Genomic DNA, 26,286 nt, shown 5'->3' with positions numbered 1-26,286 from the left:
GGCTGTTTTCCGGACATTCCCATGCTCAACATCCCACTGCATTCCGTGGACGCCGTGGCGCGCGATGTGCTGGCCATCGGCACCGACTACACGCCTGGCACGCTGCTGCCCACGCACAGCCACCGGCGTGCCCAGTTTCTCTACGGGATGAGCGGGCTGATGGAAGTGGAAACCGACGACGGGGCCTGGACCATCCCGCCCTACAGCGGCGTGTGGATTCCGGCCAGCAAGCCGCACAGCGTGCGCATGCAGGGCGTGAGCACGCGCAGCCTGTACATCGAACCGGCTGCTGCGCCCCGCCCGGGTGTGCATTGCGAGGCCCTGGTCGTCACCCCGCTGCTGCACCAGCTGCTGCTGTCCTGCGCCGACCTGCCGGCGCTGTACGACGAAGCGGGCCGCGACGGCGCCCTGGTCACGCTGGTGCTGCACGAGCTGGCCTCGGCCCGCAGCCTGCCGCTGTTCGCGCCCATTCCCCGCGACGAAAAGCTGGCCGCCCTGTGCAAGCAGTTCCTGGCCCAACCCAGCATCCGCGCCACACCTCAGGACTGGGCACAGGCGCTGAACAAGAGCCTGCGCACCTTCAGCCGGTTTTTCCAGCAGCACACAGGCATGGCCTTTGGCGCCTGGCGCCAGCAGGCCTGCCTGCTGGCAGCGGTGTCCCGGCTGTCTGCGGGCGCATCGGTCACGCAGGTGGCGCTGGACCTGGGCTATGACAGCCCCAGCGCGTTTTCCACCATGTTTCGCAAGGCGCTGGGCCGGGTGCCTTCGGAGCTGGTGAGCCGGGTCTAGGGGGGAACGCTGGCCTGGGCTGCCGTCTCCCGCGTCATGGCCCAGAACACCAGGGCCGCCAAGCTGAACGCCGCCCCCGCAACGCAGACGCCGTGCCAGCCAAACCGCGCGTAGGCGTTGGTGGCAATCAGCGCCCCCAGCCCGCTGCCCACGGCATAGAACAGCATGTACAGGCCCACCAGCCGGCTGTGCGCCTGCGGGTTGCTGCGAAAGATAAGGCTCTGGTTGGTCACATGCAGGGCCTGGCCGCCCAGGTCCAGCAGCACGATGCCGGCGACCAGCGCCCACAGCGATTGCTCCAGCAGCGCAATCGGCGCCCAGGCCAGCAGCAGTATCGCCAGCGCGCCCAGGCTGGTGCGCTGCGCGAAACCCTGGTCGGCCCAGTGCCCGGCACGGGCTGCTGCCAGTGCGCCCACCACGCCGGCCAGGCCAAAGGCGCCGATGGCCGTGAGCGACAGGCTGTAGGGCGGTGCGCTCAGCGGCAGGACCAGGGCGCTCCAGAAAATGTTGAAGGTGGCAAACATCAGCAGGGCCAGCATGCCGCGTGTGCGCAGCATGCGGTCCTGGCGCAGCAGCTGGAGCATGGAGGCGAGCAGCTGCGTGTAGCTGGGTGCATGCAAGGGCACCGCCAGCCGGGGCAGTTGCCTCCACAGGAGCCAAGCCAGGACCAGCATCAACAGGGCCGAGCAGGCATAGACGCCACGCCAGCCAGCCAGGTCACCCACGGCGCCGGCAAACACGCGCGCCAAAAGCAGGCCGATGAAAACACCGCCCTGGGCTGCGCCCACCACGCGCCCGCGCTCATGCGCCTGGCTGGCGCTGGCCGCATAGGCGATCAGCCCCTGCGTCATGGCCGTGCCCAGCAGGCCCACGGCCAGCATGCCCGCCAGCAGCAGAACGGCCGAACGCGCGGTGCTGACTGCCGCCAGGGCCAGCACCAGGCCCAGCAACTGCAAAAGCATGAGCCGCCGCCGCTCCAGCCGGTCGCCCAGCGGCACCAGCAGCACCAGCGCCAGCGCGCAGCCGGCCTGCGTGGCGGTGACCACGCCGCCCACGGCCGCATGGCTGATGCCGAAGTCGGCCGCCAGCGCCTCCAGCAGCGGCTGGGCGTAGTAGACATTCGCCACGCTCAGGCCGCTGGCAGCGGCGAACAACAGCACCAGGCTGCGCGGCATGCGGACCGTGTCCGGGGCAGGGAAGGCGTTCATTGGTTGAATCCAGTTGCAAAACAAAACTAGTTGGATGCTAGTTGAACCAGTTTTGAAATGCAACCAAAATAGCGCCATGAAAGAAGACCCCCGACCTGACGCACCGCAGCCCTGTCCGGTGGCCCGCTCCCTGGATGTGATCGGCGACCGCTGGTCGCTGCTCATCGTGCGCGATGCCTTCGACGGCATCAGCCGTTTTGGCGATTTCCAGCGCAGCCTGGGTGCGGCCCGCAATATCCTGGCCGACCGGCTGCGGCGGCTGGTGGAGGCCGGCATCCTCGAAACCCGACCGGCCGCAGAAGGCTCGGCCTACCTGGAATACGTGCTCACGGCCCAGGGCCTTGAGCTGTTCCCGGTGATCGTGGCGTTGCGGCAATGGGGCGAAGGCCATCTGTTCGCGCCGGGCGAGGCGCATTCGCTGCTGCTGGACCGCCAGACCGGCCAGCCTGTCGCGCCGATGCTGCCGCGCGGTGGTGATGGCCGGGCCTTGCTGCCGGGCCAGACCGTGGTTCAGAAAATCGATTGATGGATGTCCATGCTCTCTGCCTTCGTATCACTCATCTACGTACAGATTTCTCCCGAGCGCCTGACGCTGAAGGATCCGAAGACCGGGCAGACCTTGTCGGAGGTTCCCGAGCTGGCCCTGAGTCCGCCGCCCCGGCGCCGGATTCTCGCGGCCGGCCCGCAGGCCAGGCTCGCGGCTGCATCGGAGCCTGCCGAAGTCGTCAATCCCTTCGCCCACCCGCGTTCGCTGATATCGGACTTCATCCTGGCCGAGCAGCTTCTGAAGTACCAGCTCAGGCGCATGCATCGGCGTGCCTGGCTGGCGGCCTCCCCGCACATCGTCATCCATCCGCTCGGCGACCCCGAGGGCGGATTCACCCAGGTGGAACTGAGGGCCTTGCGCGAGCTGGCCAACGCGGCCGGCGCCTCGAAGGTGAATGTCTGGACAGGCCGGCCCTTGACAGACGAGGAATTGCTGACGCGCAAGCCCCCTGCGCAGGGCGGTGTCTGGGAGTGAGGCTTTGCTCTTCGCCATGAAAAAAGCGCCCGTCACAACGGGCGCTTTGTCTGGGTCAGCGCAAGGGCCGGTAACGGGCCATCAGAACCGCGCCGTCATCCCCACGAAGTAGGTACGGCCGCCGTTGTCATAGTTGGCGCCGATGGTGCGGGTTTCCTTGTCGGCCAGGTTGATGATGCCGGCGCGCAGGGTCAGGGTGTCGGTCACGTTGTAGTTCATGGACACGTCAAAGGTCGTATAGGCCTTGGCGAAGGTGGTGGCCGTGCCCGTGGTCACGACTTCCTTGCCCACGTGGCGGGCGCTGAACATGGCGGACCAGCCCTGGCGGATCTGCCACTGCAGCGACGAGTAGATGGACAGCTCGGGTACGGCCAGCAGCGAGGCGCCCGTGCTCAGGTTCTTGGACTCGAACATCTTGGTGATGTTGGTGTTCCAGGTCAGGCCCTTGGCCAGGGGAACGTTCACGAAGCCTTCCAGGCCGCGCGTGCGGGCACGCTGGGCGTTGGCCATGCGGGTCCACCAGAAGCCGTTGTAGAAACCCAGCGGCTGGTAGTCGATCTTGTTCTTGAAGTTGGTGTGGAAGTAGGTGGCGCCCAGGGCCCAGCCATTGCGGTCCCAGCTCGTGCCCAGCTCGAAGTTGGTGCTGGTCTCGGGCTGCAGGTCGGGGTTGCCGGCCATGTAGCAGCCGCGCGTGCCGTCGGCATTCACGCTGGTGTTGGTCCAGCCCATGCCGGCCAGGCTGCGGCAGCCGTTGCCCCCGGATTGCGTGGCGGCGCTGGCCGAGTTTTCCTTCAGGTTGGGCGCACGGAAGCCGCGCGAGACGCCGCCGCGAACCGTCCACTCCGAGGCCGGGTGGTAGACCAGGTAGGCGCGCGGGCTCCAGTTGTTGCCGTATTTCTGGTGGTGGTCCATGCGCAGGCCCAGCGTCAGCGCCAGGTTCTCGCGCAGGAAGATCTGGTCCTCGCCGAACAGCGCCCAGGTGGTGGCGCTCAGGCCCGAGCCCGAGACCGGGTGCCCCGCGTAGTCGATGGGAGCCAGGCCGATGGTGTCGCGGTTGTCCAGCGACTCGCGGCGCCACTGCATGCCCAGCGTCATGGCCTGGTCCAGGCCCCACAGCTTCAACGGCTTGTCGATGCGGCCGTCCAGCGTGGTTTCCTTGGAGTTGTTGCCGATGGTGTCGCCCTTGTCCTCGTACTTGTTGTGCACGAGGTTGAGCTTGGAGGTCAGGTCGCCCCAGCGGCCGTCATGGCTGAGGCCGAACTTGGTCTGCTCCAGCTTGCTCAGGCCCCAGGGATAGACCACCTGGTCGCCCGACGCCGTGCGCGCGTCGGAGCCCGTGGCGCGCTGGATGCCTTGCGCGGCCTCGATGCCGATCACCTGGTCGGGCGTGAGCTGCCAGTTGAGCAGGGCGTTGAGGTTTTGCTTGCGCGAGCCGGCCGTGGACTGGTAGGTGCCCGGGAAGCCGCCCGTGCTCTCGTCGGCTGCGCGGTCCGTGTAGTTGCCGCCCAGGCGCAGGCCGAACTTGTCGGACAGCGGGCCGCTGATGTTGAAGCCCAGCTGGCGCGTGTCGCCGCGGTCGCCGTCGGAGGGCTTGCTGTAGTTCAGCGTGGTCGAGCCGCTCCAGCGCTTGCCGATCTTGCGCGTGATGATGTTGATCACGCCGCCCATGGCGTCGGAGCCGTACAGCGAGGACATGGGGCCGCGCACCACCTCGATGCGCTCGATCATCTCGGGCGAGATCCAGTCCAGATCCTGCGAGCCCAGGTCGTCGCGGTAGTTGATGCCGGCCGAGTTGCCCTGGCGCTTGCCGTCCACCAGGATCAGCGTGTACTTCTCGGGCAGGCCGCGCAGCTTGATCTTGGACTGGGCGCCCGTGCCGGACAGGCCGCCGGTCACGCCGGGAATGGTGGACAGCAGCTCGCCGATGCTGGTGACGGGCTTGCGCTCGATGTCCTCGCGGGTGATCACGCTGATGCTGGCCGGCGCTTCCTTGATGTCCACGGCCGTGCCCGAGGCGGTCACCACCACGGTGGACAGGGACGTGTCGGCCTTGTTGTCGGCTGACTGGGCATGGGCCATGGCTGTGCATGCCAGGGCGGCGCAAAGAGGAAGCGGGCGGAGCACCGAGATTCTGACCATCTTTGTAAAGTTCCGGTTTGGTTAAAAATCAAGGTGCGAATGATAACGATTTGTATCCACATCTTTTTGTCGGCGTAAAGACAGTTGTTTTTTTGTTCACTCGTTATCTAACTGCTGGACAGGCCAAAGATGCTGTGCACAAGTTTGGTGCGCAGCAAGAGGGGCAGCGGAGGCGCTGAGGGAGGCGCTGAAGGGGGTGCGCAGAGGGAGCGCGGGCGCCAAAGGCCTCCTGCAATGGCCGCCCCCATGCGCAGGGGGGGCGGCCGGGAGAGGGTCAGCGCGGTTCGGCTGCCGTGCCTGCAAGGGCGGTGGAACGCTCCGCCGACTGGCGCGATGCCTGGCGGCGCACGAACTGGTAGGCGATGGCCAGCAGGGCAAACCAGGCCGGCGTCACCACCAGCGCCTGGCGCGTGTCGGCCTGCAGGGTGAGCAGGCCCAGGATGGCGGCAAAGAACACCAGGCAGGCCCAGCACATGGCCACGCCGCCGGGCATCTTGTAGCGCGAAGCCTCATGCAGAGCCGCGCGCTGGCGCCGGTAGGCCATGTACGACAGCAGGATCAGCGACCACACGAACATGAACAGAATGGCCGATACCGTGGTCACCAACGTGAAGGCTTCCACCAGATCGGGCACCACCCACATCAGAAACGCGCCGGCCAGCAGGCAGGTGCAGGAAAACAGCAGCCCGCGCGAGGGCACGCTGCTGCGCGACAGCCGGTGGAAGGCCCGGGGCGCATCGCCCTTGAGCGCCAGGCCGTAGAGCATGCGGCTGGTGGAGAACACGCCGCTGTTGGCCGACGAGGCGGCCGAGGTCAGCACCACGAAATTGATCACGCCTGCGGCGGCCGGCAGGCCCGCCAGCACGAACAGCTCCACGAACGGGCTCTTGCCGGGCACCACGTCGCGCCAGGGGGTGACGGCCATGATGGCGATCAGGGCCAGCACGTAGAACACGATGATGCGCACGGGAATCGAATTGATGGCGCGCGGCAGCGTGCGCTCGGGGTCCTTGGCCTCGGCCGCCGTGGTGCCCACCAGCTCGATGCCCACGAAGGCGAACACCGCGATCTGGAAGCCCGCGAAGAAGCCCATCATCCCGTTGGGGAACATGCCGCCGTCATTCCAGAGGTTGGACAGGCTGGCCGTGCGGCCCGCAGGCGAGACGAAGGCGGCACCCACCATGTACAGCCCCGTGCCCACCAGGGCCACGATGGCCACGATCTTGATCATGGCGAACCAGAACTCGATCTCGCCGAACAGCTTCACCGTCAGCAGGTTCAGGCCCAGCAGCAGGCCCACGCAGGCGATGGCCGGTGCCCACTGCGGCAGGTCGGGGAACCAGAACTGCGAGTAGGCCGATATGGCAATCACATCGGCAATGCCCGTGACGATCCAGCAGAACCAGTACGTCCAGCCCGTGAAGAAGCCGGCCCAGGGGCCGAGCAGGTCGGACGAGAAGTCGATGAAGGAGCGGTACTGCAGGTTGGACAGCAGCAGCTCGCCCATGGCCCGCATCACGAAGAACAGCATCACGCCGATGATGGTGTAGACAAAGATGATGGACGGGCCGGCCAGGCTGATGGTCTTGCCCGAGCCCATGAACAGGCCCGTGCCGATGGCCCCGCCGATGGCGATGAGCTGGATATGGCGGTTGGTGAGATTGCGCTGCAGGTCGTCTTGACCGTGCAGGCCCTGGCCGGTTGGCGGGGCCTTGTGTGTCATCAGAGAACTCCGGGGAAGACTGGCAAAGCGATGGCAGAAAGGGGGAAATCCGCCTGCCGCGGCCGTGTTTTCAGTCTCTGCATGGAGTCCATGCCTGGAAATGCGGCAGCGCAGCAAAACGGAACGAAGGCCGCGAGGATACCCGAACCTCGCCCTCGCATCGGCCCTGCCGCGCGGCCGCGCTCCGGTGAATGGAGCGGGCTTGATATGGGTGGATCAGCCGCGTTGAGCAGCGATCAGTCGCACTTAACCGTGCTTGGCCGCGCTCAGCCGCGCGCCAGGCGCTTGGCATTGGCCACCGCCGTGCGGTGCACGGGGGCCAGGCCCTTGCCCACCACGCCCCACATGGCGTTTTGCCATTGCGAGGCCTGCGATGCCAGGGCTCCGCCGTTCCAGGTGGAGGTGCTCCAGGGGGTCCAGCACATGCGCATCCAGGCCTGCATCAAGGCCTGGCTGGCAACCATGGACTGCATGCCCATCGCCGTCCAGGATTGCTGGAAGGCTGTCTGTTTCTCGGACACCATGCGTGTGAATTCACGCCGGTCCCGCGCGGAGGGATTGGCGCCTGCCATGGCCATGCGGGTGAGGCGATGGGCCACGACCTGGGGCGCTGCGACGGCCAGGTCGGTGGCCTGGCGGGCGACCAGGGCGGCCCGGGGATTTTTGCGATTTGCCATGTGCACTCCTGAAGCTGGGTTCACTTTATCCAGATGGATGCCCGCCCGCGTAGGCCGATGACGCAATGCAGCAAAAACGGATTTATCGCGGCTGGGCCTGTGGCGCTGACGCGGCTGCGTCCTGCACGGCAGGGGATACCAGGGCACGCCACCAGCGCTCGCCTGCATGGGGGGCATCCAGGTCCACGCGCTCGCCCATCATGGGGGTGGCCACGGCAATGCCGTGCTCGGCACCCAGGGCCAGCACGCGCTCGAAGGGGTCCCACCAGGCATGCATGGCCAGGCTGAAGGTGCCGTTGTGAATGGGCAGCAGCCAGCGTCCGCCCAGGTCGCGATGGGCCTGCACGGTCTGGGCTGGGTGCATGTGCACATAGGGCCAGTGCGGGTCGTAGGCGCCGGTTTCCATCAGCGTGAGGTCGAAGGGACCGAAGCGCCGGCCGATTTCCGCAAAGCCGTCGAAATAGCCGCCGTCGCCGCTGAAGAAGACGCGCAGCGTGTCGGCGCTTTCCAGGTCCTCGATGACCCAGGACGCCCACAGCGTGCGGTTGCCGTCGCGCAGGCCCCGGCCCGAGAAATGCTGGGCCGGCGTGGCCGTGAAGCGCAGGCCGTCCACCTGCACGTCCTGCCACCAGTCGAACTGGCGCACCTTCTCGGGGGCCACGCCCCAGTCCATGAGCCGGTCGCCCACGCCCAGCGTGCACAGGAAGAAGTCGACCCGGGGCGCCAGGGCGCGGATGGTGGCACGGTCCAGATGGTCGTAGTGGTCGTGCGAGAGCACCACGCCGCGCAGCGCAGGCAGTTCATGCAGGGCGATGGGCGGCGCATGAAAGCGCTTGGGGCCGATGAAGGAGAAGGGCGAGGCGCGCTCGGCAAACACCGGGTCGGTGATCCACCAGCCGCCGCGCAGTTTCATCAGCAGCGTGGAGTGGCCCAGGCGGTACAGGCTGCGCTCGGGCGCGGCGGCCAGGTCGGCCGGGGTGAGCCGCTGCACGGGCAGGGGCGCGGCAGGCTCGGTGTCCTTGGGCTTGTTGAAGAAGAAGTCCCACATCACCTTGGCGTCGGGCTGGGGCGCGTTGGCGGGGCGGGGATGGACGTTGCGAAAGCGCCCGCCCACCGACTGGGGTGATTGGGCGTAGTCGGCAATCGGGGCGCGGAAGATGCGGGGTGTTTTCACGGTGCTCCGTCGGTGTTCAGGCCGCCGCCATCATGGAACCGGTGGCGCAGCCCTGTCGAGATGGTGGTCTTGGCGGCCCGATTCAAGGCGCCTTGCGTGTCGTCATGTAAACAAAAAAGGAGCTGCCCCTGCAGGCAGCTCCTTGTCGTGATGGCCGCAAGCTGGGCCTCAATGGGCGCCGGCCGCCTCGGCACCGCCGGCATGGCCTGCGGGCCGCCGCGTCATCCAGATCAGCACGATCAGCACCAGGAACAGCACGGACGACGCCAGGAAGATGTCGTCCGCCGCCAGCGTATAGGCCTGCTGGTCGATGAGCCGGTTGATCTGGGCCAGCGCCTGCGCCTGGCTCAGACCTGCGGCCTGCAGCCCCTGCAGGGTGACGCCGAACACGCCCTGGCCCTGGATCAGCCCTTCGGTCAGATGGGCGTGGTGCAGCGCGGCGCGGTTTTCCCAGAGCGTGGTGGCGATGGAGGTGCCCATGGCACCCGCCGTGATGCGCACGAAGTTGCTCAGGCCGGCGGCGGCCGGGATACGGTCCGGCGAGATGCCCGACAGCGTGATCGTCGTCAGCGGGATGAAGAAGAACGCCATGGCCCCGCCCTGGACCAGCGTGGGCACCAGGATGTGCATGAAGTCCGTCTCCACCGTGAAGCGCGAGCGCATCCACAGCACCAGGGCGAACACGACGAAGGCGCCCGTGGCCATCTTGCGCGGGTCCCACTGCGTGACCTTGCGGCCCACCAGCGGCGTCAGGATGATGGCGAAGATGCCCACCGGCGCCAGCGCCATGCCGGCCGTGGTGGAGGTATAGCCCATCCACTGCTGCAGCCACAGCGGCAGCAGCACCACGTTGCCGAAGAACAGGCCGTAGGCAATCGACAGCGCCACCGAGCCCGCCGCGAAATTGCGGCGCATGAACAGGCGCAGGTCCACCACCGGGTGCGCATCCGTCAGCTCCCAGACCAGGAAGACCACGAAGCTCACGATGGCCAGCACGCACAGCGTGACGATCTCGCCCGAGGCGAACCAGTCCAGCTCCTTGCCCTTGTCCAGCATCAGCTGCAGCGCGCCCACCCACAGCACCAGCAGGGCCAGGCCCACGGAGTCGATGGGCAGCTTGCGCGTGGGGGTCTCGCGGCTGCGGTAGATGCTCCAGGTCATCAGGGCCGACAGCAGGCCCACGGGCACGTTGATGTAGAAGATCCAGGGCCAGGAGATGTTGTCCGTGATCCAGCCCCCCAGCAGCGGGCCGACCACGGGCGCCACCAGGGTGGTCATCCCCCAAAGCGCCAGCGCCACACCGGCCTTGGCCGGCGGGTAGCTGGACAGCAGCAGTGTCTGCGACAGCGGGATCATGGGCCCGGCGACCAGCCCCTGGAGCACGCGGAACAGCACCAGCATCTCCAGCGACGAGGCAAAGCCGCACAGCCAGGAGGTCAGCACGAACAGCAGCACGCTCATGGTGAACAGGCGCACGGCGCCGAAGCGCTGCGTGAGCCAGCCCGTGAGCGGCACCGAGATGGCATTGGCCACGCCAAAGCTGGTGATCACCCATGTGCCCTGGCTGGGGCTGACGCCCACGTCGCCCGAGATCGCCGGAATGGCGACGTTGGCAATGGACGAGTCCAGCACGTTCATGAAGGTGGCCAGCGACAGGGCCAGCGTGCCCAGGGCCAGCTGGGCGCCCTTGAGCGGTGCGGGCCGTGCGGGCATGGCAGGCGGTGCCGAGGGTGGCGCGGCAGGCGGCACGGTCGGCCCACCCGGCTGCGCCGGCTCCGGCACGGCGGTGGTAGAGGAAGTCATAGGCAGTCCGCGTAGGTTCTGGGAAGGCGGGGAAGCAATGCCTGCTTACTTGGACTGCGTGGCCTGCGCGTCAACCGGCGCGGAGGCCACTGCGGCTGGCGCCTTGCCCTGTGACCTGTCTTGCGCATCGGCCATGGCGACGGGCGGCAGCTCGGGCAACTGCTTGAGCGGCGCCACGTTCTGGCCTGCCACGATGTGGGCAATGCGTTCCTCCGCCTGGGGCAATGCCATGTCGTAGATGGAGGTCTGGGCCACGGGGGCATTGCGCGTGGCGGTTGCCAGTACTTCGCCCTGCTGGTCGCGCACGTCCACCTTGGCCTCCATCGACAGGCCCACGCGCAGCGGGTGCTGGGCCAGGTCTTCCGGCGACAGGGCAATGCGCACGGGCACGCGCTGCACCACCTTGATCCAGTTGCCGGTGGCGTTTTGCGCGGGCAGCAGCGAGAAGGCCGCGCCGGTTCCTGCGCCCATGCCCACCACGGTGCCGTGGTAGCTGATCTTGTCGCCGTACACATCGGCCGTCAGCTCGGTCTTCTGGCCTATGCGCAGCTGGGCCAGTTGGCTTTCCTTGAAGTTGGCATCCACCCAGAGGTTGTGCAGGCCCACCACCGTCATCAGCGGCGCGCCCGAGGCCACGCGCTGGCCCAGTTGCACGCCGCGCTTGGCCACATAGCCTTCCACGGGAGAGACCAGGCGCGTGCGCTGCAGCGCCAGATAGGCCTCGCGCACCTTGGCGGAAGCGGCGATCACGCTGGGGTGCTCTTCGGCACTGCTGCCCTTGGTCTGGGCTTCGGCAGCGGTCAGCTGCGCCTTGGCGGCGCGCACGGCGGCTTCTGCTGCAGAGGCGGCATTGCCTGCCGTGCGGGCCAGGGACTGGGCGTGGTCGAACTCTTCCTTGCCCACGGCGCCCGTGGCCAGCAACGGGCGGCGGCGGTCCACGTCCTCGCGGGCGCGGGCAGCGTCGGCCTGCAGCCGGGCCAGATCGGCCTCGCGCTGGGCCACCTGGGCGACCAGGGGGGCATTGTTGGCGTACAGCGTGCGCACCTGGCGCACGGTCTGGGCCAGTTGGGACTCGGCCTGGGACAGGGCGACCAGGGCATCGGCCGAGTCCAGCTGCACCAGCAGCTGGCCGGGCTTGACGTAGTCGGTGTCGTCGGCGCCGATGCTGATCACCGTGCCGCCGATCTGCGGCGTGATCTGCACCACGTTGCCCGCCACATAGGCGTTGTCCGTGGTCTGGTAGTTGCGGGCCACCATCCAGTGCCAGCCGCCCCAGGCGACGGCGGCCACCGCAACGGCGGCGGCGATGAGGGTCAGGCCCTTGCGGCGGCCCTGCGGATTGGCCACGGGCGAGGCTGCGGCCGGTGCGGCGGCAGGGCTGGATGCTTGCTTGTTGGTGTCAGTCATGGTGTACGGCGCTTTGTTATCTGTGAATGTGGTTTTGCGGCCGGGGCAGGGAGCTGGCGGTCTGTCACGCTGGCTGGCGGTCTGCCCGGTGGAGGGTCAAGAGTGCGGTGGATTCCTGTGCGGGTTGCGATCTCAGTGCTGGCTGACCTGCACGGCAGCCGTGCCATCGGTCCAGCCGCCGCCCAGCGCTTTCATCAGCGACACGCGCGTGTCCAGCGCGCGGGCGCGCAGGTCCACGTCCAGGCGGCGCTGGGTGATCACCTGGGTTTCGGTGTTCAGCACCGTCACCTGGCTGGCCAGGCCGGCCTTGTAGCGCTGCACGGCAAAGTCGTAGGCGCGTTCGGCCTTCTCCAGCGACTCGGCCTGCAGCTGCTGTTGGCGCACCAGCGATTGCACGGAAGTGATGGCGTCGCCCGCTTCCTTGACCGCATCGAGCACCACGCCGTTGTACTGGGCAATGGCGGTATCCAGATCGGCCTGCGTGCCGCGCAACTGGGCGCGCAGGCGCTTGCCGTCGAACAAGGGCAGGCGCAGCGCGGGCGTCACGCCCATCTGGCGCGAGCTGCCCTTGAACAGGTTGTCCAGCCCGACGGCATTGAGGCCGATGAAGGCCGTGAGATTGATATCGGGGTAGAAATCCGCCCGCGCGCTCTCTATGCCCTGCGTTGCGGACTCCACGCGCCAGCGCGCGGCCACCACATCGGGGCGGCGGCCCAGCAGGTCTGCGCCCAACTGGCCGGGCATGGCCTGGATCTGCAGCGCGGCCAGACGGGGCGCCAGCTGCAGCTGCGCCTCGGGCGCCTGGCCGCAGAGCACGGCGATGGTGCGGCGCGCCAGCGTGATCTGCTCGTCCAGCATCTCGATCTGGGTGCCGGCATCGGGCAGGCCGGCCTGGGCCTGGGTCAGCTCCACCTGGCTGTCCAGCCCGGCGCGCGTGCGCTGCTGACTCAGGTCCAGCAGCGACTGGCGCTGGGTCAGCGTACGGCCAGCCACATCCTTTTGGGCAATCAGGCGAGCCAGCGCCACATAGCTGCGCGCCACCTGGGCGGCGAGCTGGTTGGCGGCGGCGGCGCTGTCGGCCTGGGCGGCACGGGCCTGGCCCAGGGCGGCCTGCAGGTCGGCGGCATGGCGGCCAAAGAAATCCGGCGTCCAGCTCAGGCCGGCCTGCAGGTTGCCGGTGTTGTAGGTATGGCCGGCAATGGGTGCGGGCACCAGGCCGTTGGCGCTGTAGTGCTGGCGCGTGGCGTCGACGCCGAGCGTGCCGCGCACATCGGTGGCCGTGCTGGTGGCCGTGGCCAGGGCGGCCGCCTTGTCGAAGCGGGCGCGGCTCATGGCCAGGCTGGGGCTGCCCTGCAGCGCCTGGGCGATCAGCGCATCCAGCTGGGCATCGCCCAGGGACTTCCACCAATCGGCGGCGGGCAGGCTGGTATTGGCGGCTGTCTCGGACTGGGCCGTCAGACCCAGTTCGGCGGCGCCCAGCCGGGCCAGCGGCTCATGGGCCGGGCCCTGGGAAGCACAACCGGCCAGGGCCAGCGCGGCGCACAGGGTGGCCGCTGCGGCGGCCACGCGGCGGGGCGCGGCGGACACGGAAACAAAGGATTTGGGCATGGTGGTCTGCCTGTTGGGGGTCAAGAATCAGGAAATCGGAAACCGGGGCGGAAAAGGGGGCTGGCGCTGTCAGGCCGCGGGCGTGGCAGGCGCAGGGGCCGGCGGCGCAGCCTCCGGCGCGCGCATCGCATCGCCGTTGGCCAGCAGGCGGCGCAGCATGTCCAGCAACTGGCGCGACTCGTCATGGCTGAAGCCGGCCATATGGGCATTCATGACGCTGGACAGCACCTGCGGCACCTTGGCCGCCATGGCACGGCCTTCATCGGTCAGCACCAGCTTGACCACGCGGCGGTCCACCGTGGAGCGCTCGCGCCGCAGCATGCCCTTGGATTCGAGCCGGTCCAGCGCCCGCGTGATGGAGGCCGGATCCAGCCCCAGGTCACGCGCCATGCCGGCATTCGTGGCGTCGCTGCACAGCAGCAGCTTGTACAGCGGCAGCCACTGCACATAGGTCAGCTCATGCTCGGCCAACTGCGCATCGGCCTGCTGGAGGATGGAGCTGAGCACCTTGCGCATGAGGAACCCCACGCTCTCGAAGGGCGTGTAGCTGCCTGGGCTGTAGAAGTCCGAGGGCTGCAGGCCGTTGGGCAGGGGAGGCTGGGTCATGGTGTCTGCGGGTGAAATAATTGACTGCGCAATGATTGTTGCGGCAATTATTGCAGAAACACCTGTTGACCGTGTGACGCGAGGGTGCCGGGGACGGGATCAGGGTTATCCAGACCCGCCGGTGGCTTTCAGCTCCTCAGATCCGCCACCGGCCGCCTTCAAGCTCACTTGTCCTGGGCCACCGCATGTCCCTTCTCCAGCCTTGCCACGGCCTCGCGGTAGGCGGGGCTGGCGCGCAGTTGCTGGTAACGCTCCAGGCCGCGCTGGTATTCGGTGGAGCGGACATCGATCTCGCGGTCCGAGACATAGGTGAGTCCGGCGCGGTGCCACATTTCCAGGTCGGCCAGCACCTGGGCGCGGCTGAGGTCGGTGGGGGCAGCAGTGGAGGAGGGCGTGGCGTCCTGGGCGAGTGCCGTGCCGGCCAGGCCCAGGCTGAGGGCGGTCAGGGTGATGAAGCGGGTGAAGTGGGAAGTGCGCATGGGGAACCTTTCAGGTGAAGCGAAGTGATGAGGGCTTCATGGTCCCGCCGCCGCCCTGGCCGGCACAGCCGTTTGCGACGCACTGCAGCATGGCGGGAGCCAATGGCTGTTGGGTTTCGTGAAATGTCAGGAGGGCAGGCGCGGCCATCCGAGGAGCGCCGCCAGCCATGGAAATGGGTTGAGCGGCGCTTGTGCAGCGCTTGTGCGGCAGATTATTTCCAGTTGCTCGAATAAATCGGCATAAACGTCCGTGAAATGGCTGATGGAAGCATGAATCGGCAGCAAATTCCAGCGCCGCAGGCCGACAATCGCCGCTCTCCATGTCTTCATCCATTCCACTTTCCCCCGCTGCCGTTTCGGCAGATTCCGTCTCCTGCAGTTCCGAGGCCTTTCGCGGCTTCAGGGATGCGATTCCCGTGATGCTGGGCTTCGTGCCCTTTGCCCTGGTGCTGGGCGCGCAGGCCGTGCAAAAGGGGCTTGCACCGCTGGAAGTTCCTCTCATGACCGGGATGAACTTCGGCGGCGGCTCGGAGTTCACGGCCATACGGCTGTGGACCTCGCCGCCGCATGTGCTGCTGATCGTCGCCATGTCCTTCCTGGTCAATTGCCGGCACATCCTGATGGGTGCGGCGCTGGCGCCCTATCTGCGCCATCTGCCCAGGCGCCGGGCGCTGCCGGCCCTGTTCTTCATGTGTGACGAAAGCTGGGCGCTGGCCCTCGCAGACGCGCAGCGCAGTGCCGCCCGGCGCGTGAGCCTGCCTTACTACATGGGCGTGTCGGCGGGCCTGTACATGGCCTGGGTGTCGTGCACGGCGGCCGGTGCCTTTCTGGGGCCGCGCATTGGCGACCTGGAGCAGTACGGCTTCGACATGGCGTTCACCGCCGTGTTTCTGGTGCTGCTGCGCGGCATGTGGAAGGGCGTCAGGCCTTGCCGGCCCTGGCTGGTGAGCCTGCTGACGGCGGCCCTGGTCTACAAGCTGGTGCCTGGCGCCTGGTATGTGGCGGCCGGCGCCGTCTCTGGCCTGGTCTGCGCGGCCTTGCTGGCGCCCAGGAGCTGAGCGATGGAAGCCACAACCTTGCTGACGCTGGTGCTCATGGCCTGCAGCACGTATTTCACGCGGGTGATCGGCTACCTGCTGCTGCGCGGGCGCACGCTGAGCCCGCGCATGCAGTACGTGATGGAAAGCCTGCCGGGCTGCGTGCTGATCTCGGTGATCGCCCCGGCGTTTGTGTCCGAGCGGCCGGCCGATCTGCTGGCCCTGGTGGTGACGATGGTGGCGGCGAGCCGGCTGCCCATTCTGCCGACGGTGCTGATCGGCATTGCATCGGCGGCAGCGCTGCGGCATGTGCTGGGGTGATTGCGGGCGGGTCAGCGGTGTTTTTGGCCTTCAGTTCGTGCGCCGGTGGTCGATGTACGGGGCATGCAAGTCTCATCCTCCACATCGGCTTCCGCCTCGGGAGCCGCTTCATCCTCCGGCGGCAATGACATCGTTGCGTTGCAGCGCAAGCTCAAGGAGCTGCAGCAGGCGCTCAAGGAAGTGTCTTCCGAGAACATCGACGCCAAGGCCAAGCAGACGAAGGCCAAGCTGCTGCAGTCGCAGATCATGATGGTGCAAAGCCAGATCGAGGCGCTCATGCGCGCCAGGCAGCAGGCCCAGATCGACAAGCAGCGCGAGCAGCAGCAGGCGGCCGAAGCCAAGTCGCCGTCCCAGCCGAAGAGCAACAAGGCGCCCGGACTGGGTGGCGTGGTCGACGTCTACGTCTGAGTGGAAATGGCTCGTGCTTTCACGGGCCATTTTTTGATGATATTAATGTAACTTACATGAATGGATTGGCCGTGCCTTGGATGGGTTGGCCTGGCAACGGGGTTGAGGGCAGGGGCTGGGCATCCTCACTGTGGCGGGCGTCTTTACACATCTCGCGGAACTTATTGAGTTTTGTCTCTCAAGAAATCGGCCAGCGCTACCGATAAGGCAGCTAATGTGACTGCCTGGATGCGATAGCGATGGCCTATACCGACGGCAGCACTGGGCCAGAGGTTCTGCGATGAAAAAACTCAGCGATGTGCGTATCGGTACCCGGCTTACAGCCGTCTTTCTTGTCCTGCTGGTCTGCCTGATGGCCGTAGGGGGCGTCGGCGCAAGGGCGCTGGGCCATGTGTTTTCGGGCACGGAGACCCTGTACCAGGACCGTGTGGTTCCACTCAAGCAGCTCAAGCAGATTGCGGATGCCTATGCCGTCAACGTCATAGACACGGTCAATAAAGCCAATGCGGGCCTGATCACGGCGCAGGAGGCATCGGCCAGCATCTCGGGCACGCTGCCCGCGATCGAGGCCGCCTGGCGCAGCTACTCGTCCACCCAGCTCACAGCGCAGGAGGCCGTGCTGGCCAAGCAGGCCCAGGCACTGTTCGCGCCGGCCAACCAGAGCATCGACAAACTGCTGCAGCGCCTCAAGCAGCTGGACGGCAAGAAAGCCGGCAGCCTGGATGAGTTCGACGGCGCGCTGTATGCCAGCATCGACCCCATCAGCGCCAAGATCGGCGAGCTGGTTGAGCTGCAGCTCAAGACGTCGGAGGATGTCTATGGGGACTCCAGGGAGGTTTTTGCACGGTCGCAGATGCTGATCTACGGTTTTGTGGCGGCGGCCGTCATCCTGGCCGTGGCCCTGGGCTACATGGTCACGCGCTCCATCACGGTGCCGTTGAAGTCGGCCGTGGAAGTGGCCCGGCACATCGAGCAGGGCGACCTGGCTTCGGAAATCCAGGCCACTGGGCGTGACGAGGTCGGCGACCTGCTGCGCTCCATGAGCGCCATGCGCGAGTCGCTGGCAAACATCGTGGGCGATGTGCGGCGCGGCGTGGAGTCGGTGACCACGGCCTCCAGCCAGATCGCTGCCGGCAACCAGGATTTGAGCAGCCGCACCGAGCACCAGGCCTCCAGCCTGCAGGAAACGGCGGCGTCCATGGAGCAGCTGGCCGGCAACGTGGGCCAGAGTTCCGAGAACGCGCGGCAGGCCAGCGCCCTGGCCGTGCGTGCCAAGGAGGTGGCCGGCGTGGGCGGCGGCGCGGTCGCCAGGGTCATCGGCACCATGGACGAAATCTCGGCCAGCAGTGGAAAGATTGCCGAGATCACGGGCGTGATCGACTCCATTGCCTTCCAGACCAATATCCTGGCGCTCAATGCAGCGGTGGAGGCCGCGCGGGCTGGCGAGCAGGGCAGGGGCTTTGCCGTGGTGGCCGGGGAAGTGCGCTCCCTGGCCCAGCGCAGCGCCGCAGCGGCGCGGGAGATCAAGGCACTGATCACGGCATCCACCGACAAGGTGCGAACAGGCGGAAACCAGGTCCGGGAAGCAGGCAAGGCCATGGATGCCATTGAAGCCCAGGTGAGCGAGGTGGCGTCGCTGATCGAGGCCATCTCCGCCTCCAGCGTGGAGCAGAGCGGTGGCCTGGGGCAGATCACCCAGGCCGTCTCCCAGATGGACCAGGTCACGCAACAGAATGCCGCCTTGGTGGAAGAGTCGGCAGCCGCTGCAGCCAGCCTGGAACGGCAGGCGCGGGTGCTGGCACAGGCGGTGGCCACGTTCCAGATCAGCTCGGTGAAGGAGATCGGCATGGCGAGCCCTGGCCTGACACTGGCAGCTGCTTGACGCAGACCCAGGAAGAGCGTGCGCAGTGCGCTCTTCCTTTCTTTTGATCAATTCAATGTAACTTACATGAATTGAATCCATATCAAGAATAAAAAAAGCCGCCGTTTTGAGCGGCGGCTGCTTATCAGGAACAGGGGGTCAACCCGCGCTGTTGCGGCCTTGCCAGCGCTCGGCAGGCTTGCTGTACATGGCGGCGATCTGCGACTCGAACCGCGTCATGAGGTTGTTGCGCTTGAGCTTGAGAGTAGGCGTCATCAGCCCGTTTTCTATGGTCCAGGGCTCCAGCTCCAGATGCACGGCGCGTGGCACGGCATAGCGGGCAAAGCTGGCCACCTGCTTTTCGATGCGTGCCAGTGCCTCGCGTTCGGCGGCGGAGTGATTCAGGCTCTTGGGGTCTTCGGGATCCAGGCCCAGGCGCTGGGCCATGGCCTGCCATTCGCCGCGTTCGATCACGGCCACGGCGGCGATGAAAGGGCGGTCTTCGCCCACGACAAAGACCTGGGTGAAGAACGGGTCGCCGGTAATGGCCAGCTCCAGGTCAGCCGGCGGAATCTTTTCGCCGGTGGAGGTTACGATGATTTCCTTGATGCGTCCCTGTATGCGCACGCGCCCGTCCTCGATCACCGCCTGGTCGCCCGTGCGCAGCCAGCCGTCGTCGGTGAAGGTCTTGGCGGTGTCTTCGGGGCGCTCCCAATAGCCGCGCATCACGCAGGGGCCACGCACCTGCAGCTCCCGGTTCTCGCCAATCCGCACCTCCACGCCGGGCAAGGCGTGGCCCACGGTGGCGGGGTGGTTGTCCTCCAGCGTGTTGGCACAGACCACGGGCGAGGTCTCGGTCATTCCGTAGCCCTGGATCAGCGGCAGGCCCAGGCCGAGAAAACAGCGCGCAATCGTCGGCGACAGCGGCGCGCCGCCACTGACGGCCACGCGCACGCGGCCACCGAACTGGGCCAGCAGCGGCTTGGCCACCAGGTGGTTGAGCACCGGCCAGGGCAGCCATTGCATCCAGACCGGCACTTCGGGCTGGGGCGCTTGCGCATCGGCAATGCCTTGTGTTTCACAAAAGCGCTGCCAGCCCCTGGCCTGGGCCAGCTCGAACAGCTGGGCCTTGAGCGGTGCACGGGCCAGCGTCTCCATGACCTTGGCGTGCACGCGCTCGTAAATGCGTGGCACGGACACCAGCACCGTGGGGCGCTGGGTCTTGAGATCCTCGGCCAGCTGGGCCACAGAACGCGCATAGGCCACGCAGGCGCCCACGGCCAGCGCCAGGTAGTAGCCAGCCGTGCGCTCGAAGGTGTGCGACAGCGGCAGGAAGGAGAGGAAAACATCATCGCTGCGCGGCTGCAGCCGCTGCATCACCGCCTGCACGTTGGAGACCACGTTGCGGTGCGTGAGCATCACGCCCTTGGGCTTGCCCGTGGTGCCCGAGGTGTAGACCACGGCGGCCAGGTCCTCGGCAGAGGGAGGCGGGGGCAGGGGGACTGCGCCGCCTTCAGCGAGCCATTGGGCCAGCGGCTGCACGGGGATCTGGCGCAGGGCCTCCAGTGCGGCGGCATCGCCTTCGGTTTCAGGCTCTGCGGCCCGGGAAGCCGGCTTGGCCGATGCCACGACCACCTTGCGCAGCGCAGGCAGGGCCTGGCCCGTGGCGCAGATCTTGTCCCAGGTGGATTGCTGTGCCACGAACAGCATGGACACCTGGGCGTTGGCCAGGATGTAGGCAATGCTGCCCGCGTTGTCTATGGCGTGCAGCGGCACGGGCACATGGCCGCAGCGCAGGCTGGCCAGGTCGATGGACATGGCGTCCAGACCGTTGGGCAGCAGGATGGCGATGCGCGATCCTGCCGGCAACTCCTGCGCGGCCAGCGCCTGCGCCCAGAGGGCCACGCGCTCGCCGGCCTGTGCCCAGTTCAGCGTCTTCCAGCTGCGCGCATCCTCGTCATAGGCCCGGTAGGCCTCGCCTGCGGGCGTTTGCCGCACGCGCAGGGCCAGCATTTCCACCAGGGTGGAGGCCGTGGCCATGCTGGCATCGGCTGGCAGGCTCATGGCCAGGGAAGGGGCGCGGGCTGGGTCTTGGATGCTCATGCGAGGAGGGTGCAGGCCGAAGTGTATGTAGCCGCTGATGATAGCCGGGGCTTTCCGCAGGCCCTGGCGTCAGCATCGGACATGAGAGGGTGCGGCGCACGCGTTTATGCTGCACTGCAGCGTTTTCGTGTGTCCACTCTGAAACCAACCAGGAGCCGCATGTCTGCCTACGTCGCCACCGTTGCACATCGGGCCCGATTCCAGACGGAGCGGCCGCCTGCGCGTCATGGCCGCGCCAGATGGTGCCGGCTGTGCAAGAGCGCCGAACGGCAGGCTTCAGGACGCCGCAGCCAGGCCGTTCTGGAAATGCTGACGCATGGCCTGGGCCGCTGCAGCGCCATCGCGGCGCAGCAGGGCCTGCATGACGGTCTCGTGCTCGGCCAGCGAATCCTCGATGCGGCCCTGCTTGAACAGCGACTTGTGGCGGTTGAGCTTCATCACCTTGCGCAGATCGGCAACCAGCTGGTTGCGCCAGCGGTTGTCGGCAATCTGCAGCAGCTGCATGTGAAAGCTTTCGTTGAGTTCGAAGAAGCGGTCTGCATCGCGCGTCTGCGCCTTGAGTTCCTCGTGGGTCTGCTGCAGGGCGGCAAGCTCTTCGTCGCTGCCCGATTCGGCCACCACCTGAACGGCATCGGATTCCAGCAGGCTCAGCAGGTGATAGACATCGGCAATGTCCTTGGACGACACCTCGGTCACATAGGCGCCACGGCGCACCTTCATGGTGACCAGGCCCTCGGCGGCCAGCACCTTCAGGGCCTCGCGCAGCGGGGTGCGGCTGATGCCGTATTCCTCGGCAATCTTCAGTTCGTCGATCCAGTCACCGGGCGCCAGCTCGTGCTCGAAGATGCGCAGGCGCAGCTTCTCTGCAACCTGTTCGTAGAGAGCGCGGGGAGTGAGGGTGTTTGTCGACATGTGGCCCGGATTGTATCGGCAAAGATATTTTGAATGAATAATTATGAATGATGTAAACTGCGGCAGCTCTGGGGCATGCCCTCAAGGGCACCTGTCATTCACGAGCCTGAGAACATGAGACAAGACCATCCGACAGCGCAGAACGGCCAGGAATTCGCAACTGCCGACCTGCAGAAATGGGCCCAGGCGGCCGCCAAGGCCGCTCCCGGGGGCGACATCCAGGCACTGCACTGGACCACGCCCGACGGTATCGACGTCAAGCCGCTGTACACGGCGGCAGACACGGCCAACCTGCCCCATACGGATAGCCTGCCAGGCTTCGAGCCCTACATCCGCGGCCCGCAGGCCACCATGTACGCGGGCCGGCCCTGGACCATTCGCCAGTACGCGGGCTTTTCCACGGCCGAGGAGTCCAACGCCTTCTACCGCAAGGCGCTGGCCGCCGGCGGGCAGGGCGTGTCGGTGGCCTTCGACTTGGCCACGCACCGCGGCTACGACAGCGACCATCCGCGTGTGACGGGCGACGTGGGCAAGGCCGGCGTGGCCATCGATTCGGTCGAGGACATGAAGGTGCTGTTCGACCAGATCCCGCTGGACAAGATCAGCGTGTCCATGACCATGAACGGCGCCGTGCTGCCCGTGCTGGCCGGCTACGTGGTGGCGGCCGAGGAGCAGGGCGTGGCCCAGGACCAGCTGTCGGGGACCATACAGAACGACATCCTCAAGGAGTTCATGGTCCGCAACACCTATATCTACCCGCCCCAGCCGTCGATGCGCATCATCGGCGACATCATCGAGTACACGAGCAAGAACATGCCCAAGTTCAACTCGATCTCGATCTCGGGCTACCACATGCAGGAGGCGGGCGCCAACCAGGCGCTGGAACTGGCCTTCACGCTGGCCGACGGCAAGGAGTACGTCAAGACCGCCACGGCCAAGGGCATGGATGTGGACGATTTCGCGGGCCGGCTGTCCTTCTTCTGGGCCATCGGCATGAATTTCTACCTGGAAATCGCCAAGATGCGCGCGGCCCGCCTGCTGTGGTGCCGCATCATGAAGGGCTTCGGCGCCAAGAAGGCCAAGAGCCTGATGCTGCGCACGCACTGCCAGACCTCCGGCTGGTCGCTGACCGAGCAGGACCCCTACAACAACGTGGTGCGCACCACCATCGAGGCCATGGCCGCCGTGTTCGGCGGCACGCAGAGCCTGCACACCAACAGCTTTGACGAAGCCATCGCGCTGCCCACCGAGTTCTCGGCCCGCATTGCGCGCAACACGCAGCTGATCATCCAGGAAGAGACCCACATCACCAATGTGATCGACCCCTGGGCCGGCAGCTACATGATGGAGAAGCTGACCCAGGACATGGCCGACGCCGCCTGGAAGATCATCGAGGAGGTCGAGGCCATGGGCGGCATGACCGCCGCCGTGGATTCGGGCTGGGCCAAGCTCAAGATCGAGGCCGCCGCCGCCGAGAAGCAGGCGCGCATCGACTCGGGCAAGGATGTCATCGTTGGCGTCAACAAGTACAAGCTGGCCAAGGAAGATGCCATCGACATCCTCGAGGTGGACAACGTCAAGGTGCGCGACAGCCAGATCGCACGCCTGAACCAGATCAAGGCCAGCCGCGATGCAGCCAAGGTCGAGGCCGCCCTTCAGGCGCTGACCCAGGCCGCCGAGAGCGGCGAGGGCAACCTGCTGGACCTGGCCATCCAGGCCGTGCGCCTGCGCGCCACGGTGGGCGAGGTCTCGGATTCGCTGGAGAAGGTTTTCGGGCGCCACCGCGCCGATACGCAGAAGGTGACCGGCGTGTATGCAGCAGCCTACGACTCGGCCGAGGGCTGGGAAAAGCTCAAGGGCGAGATCGACGCATCGTCCGAGCAGCTGGGCCGACGCCCGCGCGTGATGATCGCCAAGCTCGGCCAGGACGGCCATGACCGCGGCGCCAAGGTGGTGGCCACGGCCTTTGCCGACCTGGGCTTCGACGTGGACATGGGACCGCTGTTCCAGACACCCGAGGAATGCGCGCGCCAGGCCATCGAGAACGACGTGCACGCCGTGGGCGTGTCCACGCTGGCGGCCGGCCACAAGACCCTGGTGCCGGCCATCATCGAGGAACTGCGCCGCCAGGGCGCGGACGACATCATCGTCTTCGTGGGCGGCGTGATTCCCGCGCAGGACTACGACTTCCTCTACAACGCCGGCGTCAAGGGCGTCTACGGCCCGGGCACCCCCATACCGGCCAGCGCCAAGGATGTGCTCGAACAGATCCGCCAGGCCAACAGCCTCTGAGCCCGCCGCAGTGACTCCCGAGCAAATGCAAGACGGCATCCTGAACGGCAACCCCGCCGTTCAGCGCCGGGCCATGGCCAAGGCCATCACCCTGCTGGAATCCACGCGCGCCGACCACCGTGCGGCGGCCGATGTGCTGCTCACGGCCCTGCTGCCGCATACGGGCGGGTCTTTCCGCCTGGGCATCAGCGGCGTGCCGGGCGTGGGCAAGAGCACCTTCATCGAAACGCTGGGCCTGTTCCTCATCGCACGCGGCCTCCGGGTAGCGGTGCTGGCCATCGACCCCTCATCCACCGTGTCGGGCGGCTCCATCCTCGGCGACAAGACGCGCATGGAGCAGTTGTCCGTCCACCTGGACGCCTACATCCGCCCCAGCCCCAGCAGCGGCACCCTGGGCGGCGTGGCCGAGAAAACCCGCGAGGCCATGCTGGTCTGCGAGGCGGCTGGCTACGATGTGGTCATCGTCGAGACCGTGGGCGTGGGCCAGAGCGAGATCGCCGTGCAGGGCATGTGCGACATGTTCTGCCTGCTGCAACTGCCCAATGCGGGCGATGACTTGCAGGCCATCAAAAAGGGCGTGATGGAGCTGGCCGACCTGGTCGTCATCAACAAGGCCGACATCGATCCCCATGCCGCCACGCGCGCGCAGGCCCAGATCACCTCCAGCCTGCGCCTGCTGGGCATGCACGGCAACCCCGAGCACGCCCACCACGACGAGCGCCTGTGGCAGCCCAGGGTCATCACCATCAGCGCGCTCAAGCAAGAGGGCGTTGACGGCTTCTGGAGCGCGGTGGAGGAATTTCGCCGTCTGCAGCAGGCCAACGGGCGCCTGGCGCTGCGCCGCGAACGCCAGGCCCTGTCCTGGATGTGGGAGCGCATCGACTCCGGCCTCAAGCAGGCCTTCCGGCAGCATCCGCAGGTGCGGGCGCTGCTGCCCCAACTGCAGGCCGACGTGGCAGCAGGGCGGATCGCGGCCAGCACGGCCGCCAGAAACCTGCTGCAGGCGCAGGCCGGGCCCGCGATGGCGCCATCTTCAGCGCCGGCGACAGCACCCGCCGCAGCGCCGCAGTGACAGCAGACAAGACAACACCAGCAACCCGTATCGTTAGACGTTAGAGGAATCGCAGCATGCAAGACATCCTGGATCAACTGGAGACAAAGCGCGAACAGGCCCGCCTGGGTGGCGGCCAAAAGCGCATAGACGCACAGCACAAGAAGGGCAAGCTCACGGCGCGAGAGCGCATCGAGCTGCTGCTGGACGACGGCACCTTCGAGGAATGGGACATGTTCGTCGAGCACCGCTGCACCGACTTCGGCATGGAAAACAGCAAGATCCCCGGCGACGGCGTGGTCACCGGCTACGGCATGATCAACGGCCGCCTGGTCTTCGTGTTCAGCCAGGACTTCACCGTCTTCGGCGGCGCGCTGTCCGAGACCCATGCCGAGAAGATCTGCAAGATCATGGACCAGGCCATGAAGGTCGGCGCCCCCGTGATCGGCCTCAACGACTCGGGCGGCGCCCGCATCCAGGAAGGCGTGGCCTCCCTGGGCGGCTATGCCGACGTGTTCCAGAAGAACGTGCTGGCCAGCGGCGTGGTGCCGCAGATCTCCATGATCATGGGCCCCTGCGCGGGCGGCGCCGTGTATTCGCCGGCCATGACGGACTTCATTTTCATGGTCAAGGACAGCAGCTACATGTTCGTCACCGGCCCCGAAGTGGTGAAGACCGTGACGCACGAGGAGGTCACGGCCGAGGAGCTGGGCGGCGCCATCACCCACACCACGCGCAGCGGCGTGGCCGATATGGCCTTCGACAACGATGTGGAGGCGCTGATGATGCTGCGCCGCCTCTACAACTACCTGCCGCTGAACAACCGCGAGAAAGCGCCCGTGCGCTACACCTCGGACCCCGTGGACCGCGCCGACAGGTCGCTGGACACCCTGGTGCCCGACAACGCCAACAAGCCCTACGACATGAAGGAGCTGATCCTCAAGACCGTGGACGACGGCGACTTCTTCGAGCTGCAGCCCGACTACGCCAGGAACATCATCACCGGCTTTGCGCGCATGGACGGCCAGACCGTGGGCATCGTCGCCAACCAGCCCCTGGTGCTGGCCGGCTGCCTGGACATCAAGAGCTCCATCAAGGCGGCGCGCTTCGTGCGTTTCTGCGATGCTTTCAACATCCCCGTGGTCACCTTCGTGGACGTGCCCGGCTTCATGCCAGGCACCAGCCAGGAGTACGGCGGCATCATCAAGCACGGCGCCAAGCTGCTGTACGCCTATGCCGAGGCCACGGTGCCGAAAATCACCGTCATCACGCGCAAGGCCTACGGCGGCGCCTATGACGTGATGGCCTCCAAGCACCTGCGCGGCGACGTCAACCTGGCCTGGCCCCATGCCGAGATCGCCGTGATGGGCGCCAAGGGCGCCGTGGAGATCATCTTCCGCGAGGACAAGAACGACCCTGCCAAGCTGGCCGCGCGCGAGGCCGAGTACAAGGCCCGCTTCGCCAACCCCTTCGTGGCAGGCGCGCGCGGCTTCATCGACGATGTGATCCAGCCGCATGAGACGCGCAAGCGCATCTGCCGCTCGCTGCAGATGCTCAAGAACAAGCAGCTGGAAAATCCGTGGCGCAAGCATGGAAACATCCCCTTGTGAAGCACCCCCTGAGCGGCTCCGCCGCTTCCCCCTCTCTAACTCGCTTCGCGAGGGAGG

Annotated in this window: 23 protein-coding genes; 10 read left to right on the top strand and 13 right to left on the bottom strand. The window is 66.8% G+C overall.

Features of this window, described 5'->3' with window-relative positions; all coding sequences use genetic code 11:
• Window positions 1–21 precede the first annotated feature (21 nt).
• The gene (locus DA1_RS23995) at window positions 22–789 is read left to right on the top strand and encodes an AraC family transcriptional regulator (RefSeq protein ID WP_013802455.1); all 768 of its coding nucleotides are present in this window, start codon (window positions 22–24) and stop codon (window positions 787–789) included.
• Here DA1_RS23995 and DA1_RS23990 read toward each other — a convergent pair.
• Complete coding sequence (locus tag DA1_RS23990) at window positions 786–1,997, bottom strand: MFS transporter (RefSeq protein ID WP_034393472.1); 1,212 nt, start codon at window positions 1,995–1,997, stop codon at window positions 786–788. The two genes, DA1_RS23995 and DA1_RS23990, sit on opposite strands and share 4 nt — an antisense overlap.
• Window positions 1,998–2,073: 76 nt before the next feature.
• Here DA1_RS23990 and DA1_RS23985 point away from each other — a divergent pair, with 76 nt between their 5' ends.
• Both DA1_RS23985 and DA1_RS23980 read left to right on the top strand, forming a co-directional pair.
• Complete coding sequence (locus DA1_RS23985) at window positions 2,074–2,523, top strand: winged helix-turn-helix transcriptional regulator (RefSeq protein ID WP_034393475.1); 450 nt, start codon at window positions 2,074–2,076, stop codon at window positions 2,521–2,523.
• A 3-nt stretch (window positions 2,524–2,526) separates the two neighbouring features.
• Complete coding sequence (locus DA1_RS23980) at window positions 2,527–3,018, top strand: rod shape-determining protein (RefSeq protein WP_230355448.1); 492 nt, start codon at window positions 2,527–2,529, stop codon at window positions 3,016–3,018.
• A gap of 81 nt (window positions 3,019–3,099) precedes the next feature.
• On the opposite strand, the gene DA1_RS23975 is transcribed toward DA1_RS23980, so the two are convergent.
• The 10 genes from DA1_RS23975 to DA1_RS30690 form a co-directional block, all read right to left on the bottom strand.
• Window positions 3,100–5,097 (bottom strand): TonB-dependent receptor domain-containing protein, encoded by a 1,998-nt coding sequence (locus DA1_RS23975; protein ID WP_034393479.1) that lies wholly within the window; start codon window positions 5,095–5,097, stop codon window positions 3,100–3,102.
• Between the two features lie 334 nt (window positions 5,098–5,431).
• Window positions 5,432–6,880, bottom strand: coding sequence for a D-serine/D-alanine/glycine transporter (cycA, locus tag DA1_RS23970; protein ID WP_013802451.1), 1,449 nt, complete (start codon window positions 6,878–6,880; stop codon window positions 5,432–5,434).
• Between the two features lie 266 nt (window positions 6,881–7,146).
• The gene (locus DA1_RS23965; RefSeq protein WP_034393482.1) at window positions 7,147–7,557 is read right to left on the bottom strand and encodes a polyhydroxyalkanoate granule-associated phasin; all 411 of its coding nucleotides are present in this window, start codon (window positions 7,555–7,557) and stop codon (window positions 7,147–7,149) included.
• An 82-nt stretch (window positions 7,558–7,639) separates the two neighbouring features.
• Window positions 7,640–8,731, bottom strand: a complete 1,092-nt coding sequence (locus DA1_RS23960) for an MBL fold metallo-hydrolase (RefSeq protein ID WP_034393484.1) — start codon at window positions 8,729–8,731, stop codon at window positions 7,640–7,642.
• Between the two features lie 168 nt (window positions 8,732–8,899).
• Window positions 8,900–10,534, bottom strand: coding sequence for a DHA2 family efflux MFS transporter permease subunit (locus DA1_RS23950; protein ID WP_034393491.1), 1,635 nt, complete (start codon window positions 10,532–10,534; stop codon window positions 8,900–8,902).
• 45 nt (window positions 10,535–10,579) lie between these two features.
• Window positions 10,580–11,941, bottom strand: coding sequence for an HlyD family secretion protein (locus DA1_RS23945; RefSeq protein ID WP_034393493.1), 1,362 nt, complete (start codon window positions 11,939–11,941; stop codon window positions 10,580–10,582).
• Window positions 11,942–12,073: 132 nt separating this feature from the next.
• Window positions 12,074–13,549 carry an efflux transporter outer membrane subunit gene (locus DA1_RS23940; protein ID WP_034398541.1) on the bottom strand — a complete coding sequence of 492 codons (1,476 nt, stop codon included), beginning with the start codon at window positions 13,547–13,549 and terminating at the stop codon, window positions 12,074–12,076.
• A gap of 69 nt (window positions 13,550–13,618) precedes the next feature.
• Window positions 13,619–14,155, bottom strand: a complete 537-nt coding sequence (locus tag DA1_RS23935; RefSeq protein WP_013802445.1) for a MarR family winged helix-turn-helix transcriptional regulator — start codon at window positions 14,153–14,155, stop codon at window positions 13,619–13,621.
• A 164-nt stretch (window positions 14,156–14,319) separates the two neighbouring features.
• Window positions 14,320–14,634, bottom strand: a complete 315-nt coding sequence (locus DA1_RS23930; RefSeq protein ID WP_034393495.1) for a DUF4148 domain-containing protein — start codon at window positions 14,632–14,634, stop codon at window positions 14,320–14,322.
• 126 nt (window positions 14,635–14,760) lie between these two features.
• Complete coding sequence (locus DA1_RS30690; RefSeq protein ID WP_155294243.1) at window positions 14,761–14,964, bottom strand: hypothetical protein; 204 nt, start codon at window positions 14,962–14,964, stop codon at window positions 14,761–14,763.
• On the opposite strand from DA1_RS30690, the gene DA1_RS23925 reads away from it, so the two are divergent.
• The 4 genes from DA1_RS23925 to DA1_RS23910 all read left to right on the top strand — a co-directional run bounded on the left by DA1_RS23925 (window position 14,955) and on the right by DA1_RS23910 (window position 18,282).
• Entirely contained in the window at window positions 14,955–15,692 is a 738-nt protein-coding gene (locus DA1_RS23925; RefSeq protein ID WP_034393497.1) for an AzlC family ABC transporter permease, read from the top strand. The two genes, DA1_RS30690 and DA1_RS23925, sit on opposite strands and share 10 nt — an antisense overlap.
• Window positions 15,693–15,695: 3 nt before the next feature.
• Window positions 15,696–15,992: an AzlD family protein gene (locus tag DA1_RS23920; RefSeq protein ID WP_034393499.1), complete on the top strand. Its 297-nt coding sequence runs from the start codon at window positions 15,696–15,698 to the stop codon at window positions 15,990–15,992.
• Window positions 15,993–16,055: 63 nt separating this feature from the next.
• Complete coding sequence (locus DA1_RS23915) at window positions 16,056–16,400, top strand: FlxA-like family protein (RefSeq protein WP_012205575.1); 345 nt, start codon at window positions 16,056–16,058, stop codon at window positions 16,398–16,400.
• A 280-nt stretch (window positions 16,401–16,680) separates the two neighbouring features.
• Window positions 16,681–18,282, top strand: coding sequence for a methyl-accepting chemotaxis protein (locus DA1_RS23910; protein WP_034393501.1), 1,602 nt, complete (start codon window positions 16,681–16,683; stop codon window positions 18,280–18,282).
• Between the two features lie 138 nt (window positions 18,283–18,420).
• Here the strand turns inward: DA1_RS23910 and DA1_RS23905 are convergent, their stop codons facing one another.
• Entirely contained in the window at window positions 18,421–20,364 is a 1,944-nt protein-coding gene (locus tag DA1_RS23905; protein WP_034393504.1) for an AMP-dependent synthetase/ligase, read from the bottom strand.
• 276 nt (window positions 20,365–20,640) lie between these two features.
• Window positions 20,641–21,276: a GntR family transcriptional regulator gene (locus DA1_RS23900; RefSeq protein ID WP_012205578.1), complete on the bottom strand. Its 636-nt coding sequence runs from the start codon at window positions 21,274–21,276 to the stop codon at window positions 20,641–20,643.
• A 114-nt stretch (window positions 21,277–21,390) separates the two neighbouring features.
• On the opposite strand from DA1_RS23900, the gene scpA reads away from it, so the two are divergent.
• The 3 genes from scpA to DA1_RS23885 are packed head-to-tail and all read left to right on the top strand — an operon-like array spanning window position 21,391 to window position 26,229.
• A complete protein-coding gene (scpA, locus tag DA1_RS23895; RefSeq protein ID WP_034393507.1) occupies window positions 21,391–23,568 on the top strand; it encodes a methylmalonyl-CoA mutase in 2,178 nt (725 codons plus the stop codon).
• A 25-nt stretch (window positions 23,569–23,593) separates the two neighbouring features.
• Window positions 23,594–24,640, top strand: coding sequence for a methylmalonyl Co-A mutase-associated GTPase MeaB (gene meaB, locus DA1_RS23890; protein ID WP_034393511.1), 1,047 nt, complete (start codon window positions 23,594–23,596; stop codon window positions 24,638–24,640).
• A gap of 56 nt (window positions 24,641–24,696) precedes the next feature.
• The gene (locus tag DA1_RS23885) at window positions 24,697–26,229 is read left to right on the top strand and encodes an acyl-CoA carboxylase subunit beta (protein ID WP_034393514.1); all 1,533 of its coding nucleotides are present in this window, start codon (window positions 24,697–24,699) and stop codon (window positions 26,227–26,229) included.
• Window positions 26,230–26,286: the final 57 nt, after the last annotated feature.

Source organism: Delftia acidovorans NBRC 14950 (genome assembly GCF_001598795.1).
In the GTDB taxonomy this organism is placed as follows: Bacteria; Pseudomonadota; Gammaproteobacteria; order Burkholderiales; family Burkholderiaceae_C; genus Comamonas; species Comamonas acidovorans.
Note: the sequence above shows the minus strand (reverse complement) of the source record. Positions and strands in the feature narration are given on the sequence as shown.